General features: G+C 46.2%; 20 protein-coding genes. 7 read left to right on the top strand and 13 right to left on the bottom strand.

Translation table 11 applies throughout. The annotated features are described in order from the left end of the window. The first annotated feature begins 69 nt into the window (after positions 1–69). The gene (locus BCT27_RS25065; protein WP_017015660.1) at positions 70–1203 is read left to right on the top strand and encodes an acyl-CoA desaturase; all 1134 of its coding nucleotides are present in this window, start codon (positions 70–72) and stop codon (positions 1201–1203) included. 90 nt (positions 1204–1293) lie between these two features. Here the strand turns inward: BCT27_RS25065 and BCT27_RS25060 are convergent, their stop codons facing one another. After that, positions 1294–1716, bottom strand: coding sequence for a GFA family protein (locus BCT27_RS25060; protein WP_102397129.1), 423 nt, complete (start codon positions 1714–1716; stop codon positions 1294–1296). A gap of 302 nt (positions 1717–2018) precedes the next feature. Here BCT27_RS25060 and BCT27_RS25055 point away from each other — a divergent pair, with 302 nt between their 5' ends. Further along, the gene (locus tag BCT27_RS25055; RefSeq protein WP_102319420.1) at positions 2019–2300 is read left to right on the top strand and encodes a hypothetical protein; all 282 of its coding nucleotides are present in this window, start codon (positions 2019–2021) and stop codon (positions 2298–2300) included. On the opposite strand, the gene BCT27_RS25050 is transcribed toward BCT27_RS25055, so the two are convergent. The 3 genes from BCT27_RS25050 to BCT27_RS25040 all read right to left on the bottom strand — a co-directional run bounded on the left by BCT27_RS25050 (position 2301) and on the right by BCT27_RS25040 (position 4383). After that, on the bottom strand, positions 2301–2798 hold the full coding sequence (locus BCT27_RS25050; RefSeq protein WP_102397128.1) for a hypothetical protein: 498 nt from the start codon (positions 2796–2798) through the stop codon (positions 2301–2303). Between the two features lie 142 nt (positions 2799–2940). Then, a complete protein-coding gene (locus tag BCT27_RS25045) occupies positions 2941–3342 on the bottom strand; it encodes a DUF1801 domain-containing protein (RefSeq protein WP_102319418.1) in 402 nt (133 codons plus the stop codon). 57 nt (positions 3343–3399) lie between these two features. Beyond that, entirely contained in the window at positions 3400–4383 is a 984-nt protein-coding gene (locus BCT27_RS25040) for a CobW family GTP-binding protein (protein WP_102397127.1), read from the bottom strand. Between the two features lie 410 nt (positions 4384–4793). On the opposite strand from BCT27_RS25040, the gene BCT27_RS25035 reads away from it, so the two are divergent. Beyond that, positions 4794–6179, top strand: coding sequence for a TldD/PmbA family protein (locus tag BCT27_RS25035; protein ID WP_102397126.1), 1386 nt, complete (start codon positions 4794–4796; stop codon positions 6177–6179). Further along, positions 6179–7522, top strand: a complete 1344-nt coding sequence (locus BCT27_RS25030; RefSeq protein WP_102390425.1) for a TldD/PmbA family protein — start codon at positions 6179–6181, stop codon at positions 7520–7522. Before BCT27_RS25035 ends, BCT27_RS25030 begins: the two co-directional genes overlap by 1 nt. Positions 7523–7596: 74 nt before the next feature. Here the strand turns inward: BCT27_RS25030 and BCT27_RS25025 are convergent, their stop codons facing one another. From BCT27_RS25025 to BCT27_RS25010, 4 genes are all read right to left on the bottom strand, one after another. Then, the gene (locus BCT27_RS25025; protein WP_017010730.1) at positions 7597–8070 is read right to left on the bottom strand and encodes an NYN domain-containing protein; all 474 of its coding nucleotides are present in this window, start codon (positions 8068–8070) and stop codon (positions 7597–7599) included. 92 nt (positions 8071–8162) lie between these two features. After that, positions 8163–8549 (bottom strand): MAPEG family protein, encoded by a 387-nt coding sequence (locus tag BCT27_RS25020; RefSeq protein WP_102319413.1) that lies wholly within the window; start codon positions 8547–8549, stop codon positions 8163–8165. A 76-nt stretch (positions 8550–8625) separates the two neighbouring features. Continuing rightward, positions 8626–9474: an alpha/beta hydrolase gene (locus BCT27_RS25015; protein ID WP_102397125.1), complete on the bottom strand. Its 849-nt coding sequence runs from the start codon at positions 9472–9474 to the stop codon at positions 8626–8628. Between the two features lie 109 nt (positions 9475–9583). Further along, complete coding sequence (locus BCT27_RS25010) at positions 9584–10183, bottom strand: TetR/AcrR family transcriptional regulator (protein WP_102319411.1); 600 nt, start codon at positions 10181–10183, stop codon at positions 9584–9586. A 329-nt stretch (positions 10184–10512) separates the two neighbouring features. Between BCT27_RS25010 and BCT27_RS25005 the strand changes: the two genes are divergently transcribed. Further along, entirely contained in the window at positions 10513–10947 is a 435-nt protein-coding gene (locus BCT27_RS25005; RefSeq protein ID WP_102319410.1) for a GNAT family N-acetyltransferase, read from the top strand. On the opposite strand, the gene BCT27_RS25000 is transcribed toward BCT27_RS25005, so the two are convergent. Next, positions 10932–11387, bottom strand: a complete 456-nt coding sequence (locus BCT27_RS25000; protein ID WP_102319409.1) for a hypothetical protein — start codon at positions 11385–11387, stop codon at positions 10932–10934. The two genes, BCT27_RS25005 and BCT27_RS25000, sit on opposite strands and share 16 nt — an antisense overlap. A gap of 487 nt (positions 11388–11874) precedes the next feature. On the opposite strand from BCT27_RS25000, the gene BCT27_RS25945 reads away from it, so the two are divergent. Next, positions 11875–12183, top strand: coding sequence for a hypothetical protein (locus tag BCT27_RS25945; protein WP_241908651.1), 309 nt, complete (start codon positions 11875–11877; stop codon positions 12181–12183). Between the two features lie 119 nt (positions 12184–12302). On the opposite strand, the gene BCT27_RS24990 is transcribed toward BCT27_RS25945, so the two are convergent. After that, on the bottom strand, positions 12303–12941 hold the full coding sequence (locus BCT27_RS24990; RefSeq protein ID WP_102397124.1) for a flavin reductase family protein: 639 nt from the start codon (positions 12939–12941) through the stop codon (positions 12303–12305). A gap of 277 nt (positions 12942–13218) precedes the next feature. Continuing rightward, positions 13219–14244 carry a Tle-like phospholipase domain-containing protein gene (locus BCT27_RS24985; RefSeq protein WP_198597629.1) on the bottom strand — a complete coding sequence of 342 codons (1026 nt, stop codon included), beginning with the start codon at positions 14242–14244 and terminating at the stop codon, positions 13219–13221. A 359-nt stretch (positions 14245–14603) separates the two neighbouring features. Here BCT27_RS24985 and BCT27_RS24980 point away from each other — a divergent pair, with 359 nt between their 5' ends. After that, entirely contained in the window at positions 14604–15566 is a 963-nt protein-coding gene (locus tag BCT27_RS24980) for a hypothetical protein (protein ID WP_102319407.1), read from the top strand. Positions 15567–15660: 94 nt separating this feature from the next. On the opposite strand, the gene phnP is transcribed toward BCT27_RS24980, so the two are convergent. After that, positions 15661–16422: a phosphonate metabolism protein PhnP gene (gene phnP, locus BCT27_RS24975; protein WP_102397123.1), complete on the bottom strand. Its 762-nt coding sequence runs from the start codon at positions 16420–16422 to the stop codon at positions 15661–15663. Positions 16423–16777: 355 nt separating this feature from the next. Beyond that, positions 16778–17089: a hypothetical protein gene (locus BCT27_RS24970; protein ID WP_102397122.1), complete on the bottom strand. Its 312-nt coding sequence runs from the start codon at positions 17087–17089 to the stop codon at positions 16778–16780. Between the last annotated feature and the right edge of the window lie 63 nt (positions 17090–17152).

The following is a 17152-nucleotide window of genomic DNA, read 5'->3' as shown; positions in this document are numbered from 1 at the left end:
CATCTTGACCCCCCTCTCAGCGGGCACTATTCTAGCGTACATGTGTACGCTGGAATTTTGATATTTAAAATGGAATCAAATCAAAAAGAAAAACCGCCAATCATTTGGTTGAACCTTTCGGTGTTTGTTGTCACGTTCTCAGTTGCCGCTATTGGCACACCAGTATGGGCTTGGTATCACGGATTCGATTGGGCACAAATTGCCATGTTACTCATCGGGTTCACCTTTAGTGGAATGTCCATTACCGCGGGTTACCATCGTCTCTGGTCGCACAAAACCTACGAAGCCCACCCTGCCCTCAAGTTTATCTTCGCCCTTGGCGGGGCATACGCACTTCAAAACAGCATTCTTCATTGGTCTTCAGACCACCGCGTGCATCACCGTCACGTTGATGATAACGATGTAGACCCTTATTCAGCGGGTCGTGGCTTCTGGTATTCTCACATCGGCTGGATGTTGCGTGAATATCAGCAGCACCGCTATTCTGATTACTCAAACTGTCGCGATTTACAGAAAGATAAAATCGTTATGTGGCAGCATAAATATTACCTACCACTGGTGTTCATCATGAACTTCGGTGTGCCCATTGTCTTTGGTCTTCTCCACGGTGATCTCTGGGGTGCCATCATATTGATTGGCTTTACACGCCTTGTACTCAACCACCACTGCACCTTTTTTATCAATTCGTTGGCGCACATCTGGGGAACACGTCCATACACAGAGAAGAACTCTGCGCGTGACAACGGATTCCTAGCATTTTTGACCTTTGGTGAGGGTTACCACAACTTCCACCACATCTTTGAAAATGATTACCGCAATGGCATCTACTGGTGGCAATTCGACCCGACAAAATGGTTAATCAAATCAGGCAGCTGGCTGGGGCTTACAAAGAAACTTCGCGTCACACCGCCGGACCGCATTGAAAAAGCACGCGCCACCATGCTGTTGAAGAACATTCAAGCACGTTTGAGTGTTAGCCCGAACGGTTCATACCGCGTACAAATCATCGAACAAGAATATGAAGCGCTCGTTGCTCGCATGAGTGATTATTACGAAGCGAAAAAGCGTTTGATTGATATGAAAAAGAAGAACCTTTTGAAGAAATATGAAGCCGCAATTTTGGTTCAACAACTTCAAATTCTGAAATCTGAATTTCATCAGCAAAAACGCAACTGGCAGACCCTCACGGCAAGCTACGCGTAAACCGATTCAACAAAACCAAAAAGGCAGCTCACGCTGCCTTTTTTCGTTTTAAGCCTTATCCTCAAGTCTTGTGGTCATAGGCGTAAAGAATTAGCTATTTCGCCCTTCTGGGAAAATGGGCAAATCATCCGTAATGTCATACCATTGCGCTTGATACTGGGTGAAGATGTGCGCGTCAGGTTTCAACGCAATGTCGCTATCCAGCGTGCCTAGCGAAAACTCAACCAAGCTACCGTCGCTGTTGGATGCTTCAAACAATAAACTCGAACCGCAATCCTCGCAGAAGGTACGTTTTGTACCATTTTCAGCTTGATAGGTTTTTAACTTATCTTTACCCGTCGTGAACCTAAAATTCTCGGCTTTTGCCTCTCCCAAGGTCGCAAACGCTGCGCCATGAAATTTACGGCACATACTGCAGTGGCAGTGTCCCATTGCAGGCTCAATCACCGCCACTTCATATGTAATCTGCCCACACAGGCATTGTCCTTTGTAGGGGAATGCTTTCTCTGCCATGTTAACTCTCCTTTTCCTGCATTGAGGCTGTTCACTCAACAAACACATTCAGCTGTAGCACAGACAGAACCTCATCCTGTACACCACCATACAAAACAACCAGGGCAGTTGAAACCGTCACCCGACAGTAGATTTTATGTGATGACCGATAGTGGCCAGCATCACGGTTCACGGTAAGAAGGCATTTGAGACAAAGCGTTCACATAACGCCACAGCAGGAACAGTGCCCTATTTTGCGACCCTATCGACATTTTTGAGGGGCAGGCATAGAATCAGCGCCTTCTTGTGAGCGAGGTAGAACCATGGCCAAAAAACCGACTCGCATGGATGCAATGAGACTCATCATTGAGCAGGTAAAGCAGGAATTACCCTTGTACGAATCAGATACCTTTGTCTGCGGCCCAGACAATTCTTGTATCGGATGCCCCAAAAAGCTTCTGGAGCTCGTAGACAGCGAATTGTCTTACTGGGAATCCGCCATGAATCGCGGCGTCGATCCTAACTTCGATGAAATTCGACGTTTCGGCAAGCTCTGTACGAATGTCCGCCGTGGATTGGTGAGAAACAATATTCTCCCTGCGTAATCACCCTTGCTGCAATTGCGGTGTCGACAGTCCATCAACGGTGAGTTGATGGGCTTCAAGCGGCTCTCCCCAATAGAGAAATACATCACTCACACCCGCGTCATGCGCCATGGTTTTAAAGGCTTTCTGCTCAACCGATGTTAAGCCCCCTTCTACGCATGTCATGGGGTGTAAAATCACTTGAATTCGGCTGGTGAAGAAATTTCGCTGAATCAAACTTGTCATGGCACAGCGCAGTAACACCGAACCAGTCTCAATATCGGCAATCAAGCTGCGGGGATGGTCAAACGGGTTCTTGATAATGTGGTTTTCATCCAGCGTCTTTACCTCATCGCCGAAACCAGCAAAGCGTTTGCGCCACGGCTTGTCTGCGTGCCAAGCAACCAGTGGCGATTCATCGAACGTATTTCCTGTTTTTCCATCAAGAATACGCAGTCTGTCATTCCAAATTTGTACGTAAAGCGTACTTCCATAGGCATAGCTAAAGCGAGTAAGCATTGAAAACCTTTTCGAGCCGATCGTCATAATTATTATGATTTGGATTATTCAGAACCTGACGGAACGGCGCAAAAAAAATGCCCATAAACATGCCGCAATGCACACTTTATTAGGCATTCAATGTAATAATTGCGGCTCTATTTTATAAACCGAGTAAAGGGTCATGTTTACGTGTTTGATAGCACATCGCTGCAGCAATACAAATGCGAAGCGGTTCAACAGGAAGGGGGGAATGGACAGGGAAACGTAACTCTCGGTTACCTTGATATTCAAAGGCATCAGGCAACACCTCTCTAAAGGTGTCGATAAGTAATGTTTTGCAATTAAAGAACAAACACAGTGATTCAGGAGAACGCGTTTTCCAATCGATACGGATAGCTGTCCCACCTTTCACGAGGTAACTTGCTTCCCCCCACTTCACACTCTCTTCGACTGACTTGTCTAGGGATTCAGCCACCTCATAGATCAACGCTTCCACGGCAGAAAAATGTGCTCTTACGTCATCTGGATACGTCGCTATCTTACGTTGAATTTCTGGCAACATCCGAGTGTTCTCCACGTCAGCGTGAATGCCCCAAATGGGTATTTGGGGCAAGAAAGTCTATACGATGAAGGAAAGCAGAATATCTTCGAGTTCATCCCACGGTAATGGGTTTTTATCAATCACTTCAACACGTGATTCGACACCGTCAAGACTCACTGGATTGACCGTGACCATTTGGTTAACGACATTGAAGGCAAACATTCCATCGTCCGTTTTCATGACCGCTTTAACGCGTTCAGCGTTTAAATTTGCAAACAGCCCGTACAAGGCATCAAACGGGAAAACGGTCGTTGGTTCGAAAATCCAGCCACAACTGACATACCCCTGCCCTTTGTTTTCTTTGCGTCGGAATGTCTCTCCCGGCTCAAGTTCAAAGGCTGGCATTTCATCATCGTCGTGCGAGTGATGGTGACCAAATTGCGCATCACGGTTAGCACGCGGCAGCATCAACCAAGCAGGATCAAGTTGACCTTGCTCCACGTACCCTAATGCCAGTTTTGGAATCTCAGACGCACGTACGTAGTCATCAAATGCCGCGCGATCTTGCTCGGTGCACATGTCGATTTTGTTCGCCACAACCACATCGGCCAAGGCGAGCTGATCTTGGAAGTTCTGGTTTGTCGTGTATTTCTCGTCAGCAAAATTACGTGGATCCACCAAGGTAATCGTCGCATTCAGCGCAATGTAGTTTTCGTAATGCTCAGAAAGTAATTTGCCGATGATGTCTTTTGGATGACCGAGCCCTGTAGGTTCAATCAATAGGCGGTCAGGGTTTTGCGCCAACAGGGCATTAATGCCGATAGCCATGGGTAGGCCAGCCACACAGCACATGCAGCCGCCCGGTACTTCTTTAACCAGCGCACCTTGCTCACTGAGAAACGCGCCATCAACGCCAACTTCTCCAAACTCATTCACCAATACAGCCCAGTTTTCATCTGCAGGTTTTTGTTTGAGGAGGTTTAAAATCGCCGTGGTTTTCCCAACACCCAGAAAGCCAGTGATGATGTTGGTAGGGACTTGTTTCGTCAGTTTTTGAGCCATTGTTTATATCCATGTACCGAGTACGCGTCTGAGCGCGCTATCAAAATTGCGGGATGGCAGAAGTGTATCAGGCTGTTGAGGGGATAAAAGCGATTTTTGTGGTCTGATTCTATATGAATAACTCTGAACAAATGAGCAAAGGTGAACGACGTCCACTGACACGTACTTACATCAATACCTATCCATCATCTAATGCATGTAAATGCTGTCACTCACTCTAATACACCTGTGATTTTTGGTCATAAAACCACCAAAAAAGCATCGATTGTTTAATCCTATATCACTAAAAGGTAAAGATTATTGGTGCTCGTTTACCGACCTGATACTCTGAAAGTGTTAAGGCTAAAAAAAGAGCCAATTCTGGATACCCAAGCCCTGTAAAAATACTTGGGTATATAAAGGAGGAAGGAATGTTAAATCCGAACACTGCCAAAGCGGTGATTGATCATGCACTGTTTCTTGGTGCCGACTTTGCGGAGCTCTTTGTAGAGCGTCACCATTCAGGCAGCGTAGAAGTGCTGTCGGGTGACGTCGACAAAGTGAACTCTGGCATTGATTTTGGGATTGGTATCCGCCTGTTTTTTGGTCATAAAGTGCTTTATGGCTACACCAACAGTCAGGATGAAGAAAAACTAAAACGCGTCACTACCCTGCTCTGCGCAAAAGATAAACGCGACCAAATCGCCAATGCAGGTGCATTGAATCTGATCATGAATGCCGATCGTCACCCAGCGACTATGCCGTTTTCCGTCGATAACCGCGTTGAAGAAAAGATTGCCTTTTTAAAACGTGTCGATGCAAAAGCGCGAGCAGAAAGCGACAAAATTTCTCAGGTGATTGGCCGCATTGCACAACGCGAACAGCACATTGAAATTTTCAACTCCACCGGCTTACACATTCAGGATACCCGTCACTACACGCGTATTGCCTCGTCTGTGGTTGCAACCCTAGGCTCTGAGCAATCAACAGGGTATGAAGCACCAGGCATGTTGTCGGGTTGGGAGTTTAATTCCAGCGTCGATCCTGAAGCACTCGGTGAGATGGCCGCAAAACAAGCACTGATTAAGTTGGGTGCGAGCGCCTGTCCTTCGGGCGAAATGCCGGTTGTTATCGGTAATGGCTTCGGTGGCGTTATCTTCCACGAAGCGTGTGGTCATCTGCTAGAAACCACGTCGGTGGCGAAAAAAGCCTCCGTCTTCCACGACAAGATGGGTGAGATGATCGCCAACCCTGTTGTTAATGCAGTGGATAACGGCCTCCTAACCAACGAGTGGGGCTCCATTAACATTGATGATGAAGGCATGGAAACCCAGCATACGCAGCTTATTAAAGACGGTAAGCTGACGGGTTTCATGGTTGACCACATGGGCGGTTTGAAAACGGGCTACGAACGTACCGGCTCGGGTCGTCGTGAATCCTACAAATATGCACCGACCTCACGCATGCGTAACACCTACATCGAAGCTGGCGATGCCGAATTTGATGACATGATCGCTGGCATTGAACGCGGTATTTACGCGAAGAAAATGGGCGGTGGTTCTGTGCAGCCAGGTACTGGCGAATTCAACTTCGCGGTGCAAGAAGCTTATTTGATTGAAAATGGCAAAGTTACCACGCCTCTGAAATCGGCAACGCTGATCAGCACAGGTCCTAAAGTACTGAAAGAAATCAGTATGGTCGGCAAAGACTTTGCATTGGCTGCGGGTATGTGTGGCTCAGTGAGTGGTTCTGTCCCAACAACCGTGGGTCAAGCAGCGCTTAAGGTCGATAACATTCTTGTGGGAGGTGGCAGCTAATGAGTGAATTGAACAACCTAGAAAATGCCCTTGAGCAAGTCCTAGATCTTGCTACCAAACAAGGTGCAACGGCAGATGTTATTGCCTCAAGCAGCGAAAGTTTCAGCTTGAAATCTGACCAAGGTGAATTGTCGGAATATAAGGTAACAGCGAGCCAAGTGATTGGTGTACGTGTGATTAAAGATGAGCACGTCGCCATTAGCTATTCTGAATCTTTAGAGCCAGAAAGCCTCGCTCAAATGGTAAATCAAGCGCTAACGAACGCGAGCTACACCAAGAAAGACGCGTTTCAGAAAATTCGCGCCGAAGGTTTAACACTGCGAACCGAACAGCCTGAAATCTACCAACAAGACAACGCCACACCAGAGCAAAAGATTGAACTGGCCCTGTCGCTTGAACGTCAAATCCGCGAAAAACCACTGGCGAAATCTGCGCCTTACAATGGCTATAGCGAAAGCAGCTCTATTCTGTTGTTAGGCAACACGCTAGGCACACGTTGCTCGCACCAAGAGCGCACCCTGAGTTGTTACACGGCAGCATTGATTGATCACAACGACAAACAAGCCATGCACGTGGCTGCGTCCGTCGCACGTACCTTTGATGGTCTAGAAGCCGATCGCGTGATTAGAGATGCCTACAACATGGCTGAAGCCTTGCTTGAAGGTGAACCTATCGCTACAGGTCAGTATTCGGTGATCTTCGAACAAGATGCCTTGAATGAAGTGCTTGGCGCGTTTGGTAGTTGCTTCTCTGGGGAGTCCGCTAAGCGTGGCATCAACCCTTGGCGTGAAAAAGTGGGTGAGCAAGTCGCCAGTCCTCTGCTTACGTTCAAAGACGTGGCGTATATGCCTGGTGGTCATGCTATCAAAGCATGGGATGGTGAAGGCTTTGCCACGGGTGACACCTCGTTGATTGAAGACGGCAAACTCGTCGGCTTGCTTCATAACTCCGCCACAGCAGCACACTTTGGCGTAACACCTACAGCGAATGCTGGGCGTTCTGCAAAAGGCACGCTAAGTGTCACTTCGCGTCATGATGTGATTGGAGCAGGGAAAAGCAGTGAAGCAGAAGTCACGGCGGGTGAATACCTCGAGCTTGTAGAGCTTCAAGGTGTGCATTCAGGTGCTGACGCGATCAGCGGTGAATTCTCTTTCGGCGCGAGCGGTTTCCTTTGTCGTGATGGTAAACGCCTCAAACCCGTTCGTGGTATTACCGTTGCAGGTAATTTCTACACCATGATTAAAGAAATCGATGCCGTTGGAAACACGGTAGTCCCGAACTATGACGGCCATTTCTTCTCGCCATTGATTCGCTTTGCGCGACTGAACATTGCCGGTAAATAGACCGCCTTCAGCACATAATAAAAAAGAGCCTTCGGGCTCTTTTTTATGTCACACAGGCACTCAACGTAGTGACGCTAGAGCAACATGTCTTCTTCGATAGGAATAAAGCGGTCAACGCTGTTTACTAAGGAATTGGCTGTCAGCATTGGAACACCAAACACCACAGATTCCTTGCCATAACCTGTCTTCACTTTTTCCATCAACAAGTCGAAATCACCGTCACCAGATAGAAGCACAACCATGTCGACATAAGGTGCGGCATCGAGAACATCGATCGCAATACCAACATCCCAATCACCTTTTGTGCTGCCGTCGCTGCGTTGAATATAAGGCTTAAGCTTCACATCAAACCCAATATGACGCAGTGCATCTTGGAACTTGATTTGTTGATCATCATCGCGACGGATCGCATACGCAGTCGCCGAAACGACCTCACCCATGCCTTCCAGCTTTTTCCACAAACCTCGGTAGTTGAATTGACGACCATACGCCTGCCGAGTGGTGTAATACACGTTTTGTACATCGGCAAAAACAGCGATTTTCTTCAAAGGATTCCCCTACCTAACTTCAATAAATACGCGCGGAGCATATCACATTCATATATTGTGCAACTAACGCTACACACTCACTATTTTCAGTCTTAAAACACGGCAAGAGCAAGGTTCCAAAGCGACGTAATCAATAGCACCAAGAAGGTCAGCACCATCCCCACTTTTCGAAAGTAAAGCACTTCTTCTGGTTGGCTCACGCCATACGCGTGAGCGCAGCGCCCAACAACCAACGCCAGACCAAGCACATGCAACATCAATGATGCACTGCCCGCCAGTTGAAGCTCTAACATCAGCAGTAATAGCAGGATAAACGGAACATATTCTGCAAAGTTGGCGTGAACACGCATGGCGCGAGATAGTGCCTTATCTCCCCCATCGCCAATCCCCACCTTTAATGCGCGACGCACGCCAATGGTACGAAATGAGAGATAAAGAAACAGCAGTGCCAATAACGCGGCGTAGATAGGTGTAATCATTGTCTTTCCTTGTAAGGTCTATCTTCCTTGATAACTCTCACTCACTGACGTTTTCAGCGAGCGACGTTGTGCATTGCTAGCGATTGATCAGCGCATTGAAGGCTTCTTTAAGCGGATCGCTTTTTAACACGCGACCATGTCCTAACCCTTCAGTAGCAACGAGCGAGACATGGTCAAAACCATTGGCTTCTTCGGACACAGCAAACGGTGCAAAGCGATCCCCTTTATCGTGAACAATCACCACAGGTGCACCACGGTTTTTCAGCCGGGCAAACGGATCAATCTTTTCCACAGTGAAATTGTACTGACGGCCAACGTCGTCAATGACTTCTCGAAACAACTTCATGGAATAACCTGATGCTTCAACCGTACCAAACAAGTTTTCCCAATACTTCAGCACGGGTGCGACCAAAATAATCGGTTTATGCTGCAAACAAGGATGCTCACTTTCCAGCAAGGTTGCTCCGCCCATCGAGTGCGCAATCACACCTTCGATCTGTGTTTGTAGGTTTAAGATGCCATCCAGTGCAAAGAGAAACGCAGGAATGCTGCCTTCCTTACCTTCGCTTTTGCCGTGAGCCGGGTGATCATACGCGAGTGCGGTATAGCCCGCAGCGGCGATATGTTCCATCAAAGGAAAAAACTGGTTAGCAGACCCTGACCAACCATGGGTCAGAACCCACGTTGGGCCTGAACCGAGTTGATAAGACATCATTTTACCTTCTTGGGTTTCAATGGCCTCAACCACCATGCCCTCAGGTCTTGGATTGATGTCTTTCATTTTTGCTGGGGTAAGAAACAAGCGACGCGCCGTTTTGAGTGCATGTTTAGGCGCAACGCTGTGATGAAAACGCGTTGCAACGCTCAGCGCACTGCGGCGGAAGCTAAAACCCTTTTTCTGTCCGAAGTAGATTTTGCTACTCATTGATTTTCCCTTTTTTATCGAACGACCGTGCTATTTTCGATTAAACGCAAACGCCGATTCTTATTGGACGTAAACGCATCAATGCGCACTTTTCAGTCCATCACGACGATCAATCTGCGGTATATCGAATCCGAGCAAAAAGGTCGTCTATGCCCTTCCAAAACTTTTGTGCACCCTGTGTTTCAAGAGACAGGGTTCGAAATAAATGGCTACTCAAATACAAACCGTACAGTTCGTAAACGGTCTGCCAGCAATCGAGATCAGCGCGAAACTCTTTGGACTCAATACCCTTTTCAAATTGAATATTGAGATAGCCTAACCAACGCTTAGTGATCACTTCTAACATCATTTGCATCGGATCATCGTCGGCATGGCTGTCGCGCAACGCATCCAAAAACATGCAGCTTCCCTGAAAGGAGCTGTTCCAGGTGAGCCAATTGTCCAGCATCTGACGTAGCTTAGCTTCATAGCTAACATGCGAAGCGTCTCGACAAGGCGCAATCACACGCTCTGTAAAACGCTCACCTGCATAAGAAACCACAGCCGCTTGTAAATTTGTTCGGGAGTTAAAATGCGCAAACAATCCACTTTTCGACATGCCAACCCGCTTTGCAAGTTCGCCGATCGTTAAGCTTTCAAGCCCTTCAAGGCTTGCCATCTCAAAACCGACCATCAGAATCTGTTCACGCGTTTGCTTTTTCTTGTTCATTATTTCAACTACCCATACGACTGCATCAAGTTATAGCACGACCGTTCTATTTTGCTCACTGAATAATTATGTGGTCGGATGTGTTTATTACTCATTTACCCTAAAACCCCGCCTTATCCCATAAATAAGAACATGATTCTTTTTCAATACACAGAGTGTGTTCCTATGAATTTAGTGAGCTATTTAGTACGCGATTCGTAAACTCAATTTAGTGCAAATGCACTGATTCACACTTAGTCACCAATCACTTAGAAAATATGGCGCATATAAAAAGAAAAACGCCACGCATTGCTGACACATAAGGATCGAAACCGCTCGAGGGGGAAAAATTGGACTTCACTTTCACATTGGCACCATCAAAGGATGCTGTATCAACCATCTATGAAGGATTAGTGGGTTTTAATCGGGAGCACTTTCCTACGCCGAATGAAAACAGCTTCGGGCTGTTTATTTATGATGAAGAAAATCACATCGTTGGCGGACTGACAGGCCAGCAATTTTTTACCTCCATGCACATTCGCTATCTTTGGTTAGATGAGAACATGAGAAGGCAAGGTTTTGGTCGCCAACTCATCGAACGCGTGGAAGCTGAAGCGAAAAAAGGAGACATTATGAATTTGTTCATCGACACCTATTCGTTTCAAGCCCCTACTTTCTACGAAAACCTAGGTTTTCGACAAACAGGCAGATACAGCGATTACCCATTACGGGGCATCGATAAAATTTTCTACCAAAAGCGTTTGAAGCCTCAAAAGCCACGTTGAACAACACCTCGCCCACCAAAATGTTTCACAAAGAAGTAGTAGAATTTGCGAAGTTTAAAATCTCCCAACATCTCCAAAAACAGCAGATCGATGTCTTTTTTAGACACAGGCACTGAATCCAAATATTGATAGAGCGCGTCATGAACCAAGGATGCATAAAAGCAAAAAGGTTTCATGGTGCGATAATCAATATGTCCATCCGGTGTTCCAATGATCACGAGATTAAGCACACTCCATTTTGGTGTACACCCATCCCACGCATATCCCGTTTCATTGGCTTTGATGGTGATAGTTCCGTTTGTAGTTATCTCCAGCCACTGGGATGCAAAGTGTTGGTCAATTTTCCAATGTGATTCGTAAACGAAGTCTTCTTCTATCTTAAACACATACGGAAAGTTTCCCGTTCTTACGATGTCTCTTGGTTCTGGCCAGTTTGTCATTCAATTCCCTGCCAATGTGACTTTACCTCTATACCCAAACAACCTGAAGATGCAGGATTCAGCGAGGTTTACTGACGTTATGATCTAGGCGTCCCTTTGCCGATGTAGTGATCTCTATCAAAAAGGGATAACACCGAGCATGGCGTCAGTAAACTCGCCCGAAGGGAGGCCATCTTCAGGTTGTTTGGGTATAACTGTATGTTTTGCCGTGGCCACATTATGTCTTCACGGTGAGAATTCTCTTTTGTCGTCAAATACCGAACACAAAATTGACAGTTCACCCAACGACTCTTGCCCAATAAGAAAGAATGCATTCGCTCAAGGGGCGAGATTTCACGTTCATGATTCAGCCGATATTCAGCTATAGCTCAATGTGTTGTCACTCGCTGAATAGCGCCTGAACACAGCTCAACTATCGCTTTTCGCAACCAACCTCCGTTGTTATGGTGATTTCGTTCTCAATAATAATGAAACGTTGGAGATAACAATGAAAAAGACAATAACCGCTGCGTTAGTGATGCTTGCTTCCTCTTCTGCTTTTGCACAAGTTCCCTCAACGGAATTGAGTGTGACGACAGTGCATGGCGGCGCTTTCGTTCAAGTAACACAAGACGGCGAACCGATTTCAGGCTATGACGTATCAACATCTATAAATGTATTAGGCACTAAAGCCACTGACGAAAATGGCTTTGTGTATTTCTCTTTATCACCACAACAAACGCAGCGCATCGATTTTTATGTCATTGATGAAAACGGCCAAAAGATCGAGGAAACGCGCACCATAGAACGTTCATAATTGCTGTGACAACGCGAGACAAGGCAAAAAAGACACCGTGAATACAACAAAAACGCAGCCGATTTGGCTGCGTTTTTAGATCGAAAAAACAATTGGCTCATCGCCTTAGAGCAAGAAGCTTACTCGTCATCTAAACATCGTGGTGGCAATTCAGGTTTTGCATAGGCCAATCGCCCTAAACGCTGAGTGACGTGATAGGCGTCTAACCCTGACACTGCAACGGTATCTAATGTCTCTATATCGATGTATCCATCTTCCATCACGGCGATGTCTTCCACAAAGATATCCGTGATTTCACCGATCACCATGACGGTATCATTCACCGCCAAGGTCTTCATCTCCGCCACCTTAAGTGCATACGATAACGCACTTTCTTCAACAAATGGCGCGGTGATGCCCTCTCGAAACTGCTCGCCTAGTCCGGTTGCATAAAACTCGGATGTTTCCGCATCGTAACGTGCTGACGTTTGATGGGCCTGTTTCCAAAAAGACGCTGAGACCTGGTTAAGTGTGTATACGCCTGTGCTTTCTATGTTCTCTAACGTGTCGCGCGTGACGGAATGAGGCCGGATGATCATGCCCACTAATGGTGGATTCGCCCCCAGATGAAACACAGAGCTCACCATAGCCAAGTTCGTTATCCCTTCAGCACTCACCGTGCCAACAAGGTTTGCGCTTTTGAATCCTGATAGACTATTGATAAGTCGCGCTTTATAACGGCGTTCTAGCGAGCTTAAGCGGCTTTCATTGAAATGCATGATGATGAATTCTCTTTGGGTATTAGAACAGAAGATATGGCATTAATACCCTGAAAAGCGGGGATTCGATCATTCTATCGAGCATAAATGCGTAATCGCCTGCATGATACCGTATGAGAATAAACCTCATTTTTTCAATCAGTTAATCTACAGCCGATGAATGGGTAAAAAAGAGGGATGCTCACAGCATCCCTAAAATCAATTGAAACATGAGAACACTTACATCCAAACAGCGTGGAGAAATGCCAAATCAACGCTTCTCCACTTTGCTGTATAACTACAGATCTTCTAGAAAGCTTGGAAACGAGTTTATGGCATACTCAACCTGCCATGCGAGAAGATCTAAGGTGTCATCTGTCCAATCGATGTAAAACAGAGAGCGAAACGGATCAATGTCGTTATCGACGCTCACGAGATCGGCTGTATTAACGCGGAAAATCGGCTGTGACAAGAATTGGAGCTCTTCTTTTAGCGGCGTAGTGAAATGGCGTGAAAGTCCTGTATTGAGGAAAAACAGAGGTGTAAAACGATTTGCCGAGAGGTAGTACACATCACCATAGAGTTTCGAATCCACGCCCAAAGTGTCTGCATCTTGCTGATAATCAAGATCTGATACCATCTCGCCTTCTAGGTTGAAGTTATCAATATTAAGCGCATTGTTGTGCCACACACTGTCATCTTGTCCCGACGCACGAAGTGCTGTTTTCACTTCTTCTAGCACCGAATTACCGAGGCCAGAAGCATCAAACACTGTCGCAGGCTCGCCCGTAAGAATCGCTGCTGCAGTGGCAAGACCGCCACCGAGACTGTGGCCAGTGAAGTGGATGTCGTATTGACTGTATTTGTCCACCAGCCATCCCGCATCTTGAATAGCACGACGATACTGATCAGGCACTTCACCTTCGACCATAATGCCGTTGTTCACCCAATCTGACGTACCCAGTTCACTGCCTCTGAAAGCGATTATCGCCTCACTGCCCTTGGTATATACAACTGCATGGTAACCCATTGATGAATCGTGGATGGTTTCCGTTGCCGTCCAGCCGCTAGGTGCACCAAACGCTTTATAAACATGTTCGGAAAAATCTAAGTAATGCAGCGCTTCGCCCGCTTGATTTACGGAAGGCGGTTGGTGCGTTTTGTAGATCGTTCCTGCTGGGCTTGGCGTAACGGTCATGTTCGGGTTAAATACCGACTGAACGTATGAACCAATGTTTCCTAACTCTTGTGCCGTCGTTGCCATAACATTCGTGGTCGCGAAACTCATCGAGAGCGCAACACCACAAGCCAATAGCTTCCTCATTACTTTCTCCTCATCTTCGTGTTTATTTCTTTTCTTTTGCACGCGCAATATTGATACGATATGTATCGATATAATCACAAAGACTGTATAAGGATGACCATAAGAAGGAGTGACTCAGGGGTGAGAATTTCAATATTAACCTTAAACAAATAAAGGTTAATTGTTTAATTACTTAAATTTTACTGTTTAATTTCATGAGATTACGAATGGCACTCCATTTGTAAATGGCCATTAATCTGAGAAACTCAAATCTCTCAAAATGTGATGTGGAAATAATTCTCTAACAAAGAGACTTATCAATTCGAAAATCTGATAACGTCACTAAAAAGGAAAAAACAATCACACGCAGGGAGTACCGAATGAACAAGGTGGTCGCGTTTTTTAAACGTACCGTTGTCGACAGCTTTAACGTATCAATGACACTATACAAAGTCATGATCCCAACCATTATTGTCGTGAAAATATTCCAAGAATTTGGTGGCGTGGTTTGGTTCTCTTCGCTTATTTCTCCGCTCATGGATGCGGTAGGTTTGCCGAGTGAAATGGGCATCGTCTGGGCGACAGCGATGCTGATCAATATCTATTCGAGCTTGGTGGTATTGATCAATCTTGATGTCCCTATGACCGTCGCTCAAGCCTCTATCTTAAGCTCCCTTATTTTGCTTGCGCATTCGATGCCAATTGAAACTGGGCTAGCAAAAAAATCGGGGATCTCAATCTGGTGGACATTATTGGTTCGTGTTGGCGGAGCCTATCTTTTAGGCTGGATTCTAAACCAACTCTACATGGCGACCGACGCGCTTCAACAACCTGCAAACATGGTTTGGCAACCGAGCGGGACTGCAGATCCTTCTTTGTTAAATTGGGCACTCAGCCAAGTTCAAAATTTGGTGCTGGTATTCGTTATCATCAATGTGTTGATCTTCACGCTCAATGTTCTCAAAGTGATTGGCGTCGAGAAGCTGATTGGCAAGGCACTCAGCCCCTTTCTTCGCTTACTTGGTATCAGCAAGGAAGCGACAAACCTAACCTTGATTGGCATTACGTTAGGCTTATCCTATGGCGGAGGGTTATTGATCAATGAGGCACAAAAAGGCCACATTGCACCACGCGATATTTTCACTGCCATTACCTTGCTTGGTCTTCTCCACAGCTTGATCGAAGACACCCTACTGATGCTGGTGATTGGCGCAGATTTCAACACCATTTTCTGGGGAAGGCTGCTGTTTGCGCTGGTACTCGTCGGTATCATTTCTCGCGCAGCAAAGCTGCTGGATGGCGGAAGCTATGAGAAATACTTCTATCGTTCTGTTGCAAATTAGCGAAGTATAAATATAAACAACGAAGCTAAGCAGCGAAAAAAACCGCCTCATGGGCGGTTTTCAATGTGTCTCATGCAGGCTCAAATGGAGGACACTAACAAATCTCCATGCCCTCCCTGCCCACTTCAAGCCAGTCTGGTGTACCGTGCTTCATAAACCACGCATCAAGTTCATGCCCTATGTGCGTGGCAATCATTTCTTTGGGCTGAAGTTTTTTGTAGATCTCGTTTGCAGTTGCCAACCCGCCGTGATTTGCATCGTCCTCAGCGGTTACATAGCTACAATCCAACACCACAGCGTGAAGTTGCTCCTGACTCAGCAAAATGTCCATGCTGCTCGCTGGCAAACCGTTAGTATCCGTTAGGTATGCGTATCGCTTGTTCGCAAACTCGAAAATAAAACCGAACGTAATACGAGAATGGTGCATACGTAAAGGCACGATGCGTAGGCCATTCACCGTGAACAATTCCCCGTGACGAAGGATAGGCTTGTACTGCAAACAGCCTGGGTGTTTGAGTAGGTCTGCGCAACCTGAAGGATCGTCGGGGCACCACACAGGAATAAGCGGTGGATTCCCCCACCTTAAGTGGAAGAAACCCTGAACATGATCCACGTGAAAATGGGTTAACAAAAAACCATTATAGGTACCCGCAGGAAATCGAGCGTGCAAATCCATAAGCCCAGCATCAATAAGCAGCCTTTCTTTACTGCTTCCCCTTCCCCATTCGATCATCGCACTACTGGGTTTTCTTTCAAACGCGGGTTGTCGCCTTGCACGATCACATGCAGAGCACTCGCAGCCATAGAGCGGAACGCCGCCAGCGGCTCCGGTTCCAAGCAGAGTCAACTTGAGCATTACGTTGTTTTCCCTAACCTAAATTACTGATGGAATGACAACGAAATTCCATGAATCGCCGTCCTATTTTTATGTTTTCCGTCTACCGTCCAGTGACAAACGCAACCAATGGCGACACCGAACGTTCGAACTTGCTAATAAGCTAAACAAGACATAACAACATAAATGACATGCGAAACCTGTTGCAAAAACGAGCGTAGCGTTAAATAGATTTTCTCGGGCACTTTTTTACAATTTTCTAGGCAGGTATTTGTGACTATTAAGGGTTTGCAGGATGATGTTTTACAAATACGCACCGTTTGTGCGTGAAAGAATGGGGAGAGTACGTTAGAAAAATCGGCAGGGCTAACGCGCATTAATACTCTACGTTGATAACCACATCATAGGGTGTTTCGAGTGTTACTTCGTCGCCAAATTTAACAAGGGTTTCAAGCGCCAACACCACGCCAGAAAATTGTGTTTTCTTATGTTCAATCATGTCTTTCCAAATGTCATCCAGACGCAACTTCCGGATATCATTAAACCCTTCAAGTTCAACCGTTAAGCAATAGTGCCACGCATCACCATGCCCTGACGCTTGGTAATCTGTACCAGGATTCCCAATTGAACGCTTAGAAATCACTTCAACATCAAAATTTGTGAGATGTTGTTCTTTCCATGAATGCATACGCTGCTCCTGATCAATTGTTGTTGAAATCATAGTCAACATATTGATTAAGCGATGGAACAT

This window comes from Enterovibrio norvegicus, from assembly GCF_002876705.1.
GTDB classification, from domain to species: Bacteria; Pseudomonadota; Gammaproteobacteria; order Enterobacterales; family Vibrionaceae; genus Enterovibrio; species Enterovibrio norvegicus_B.
The sequence above is the reverse complement of the archived record's forward strand: the minus strand, read 5'-3'. Positions and strand labels throughout refer to the sequence as shown.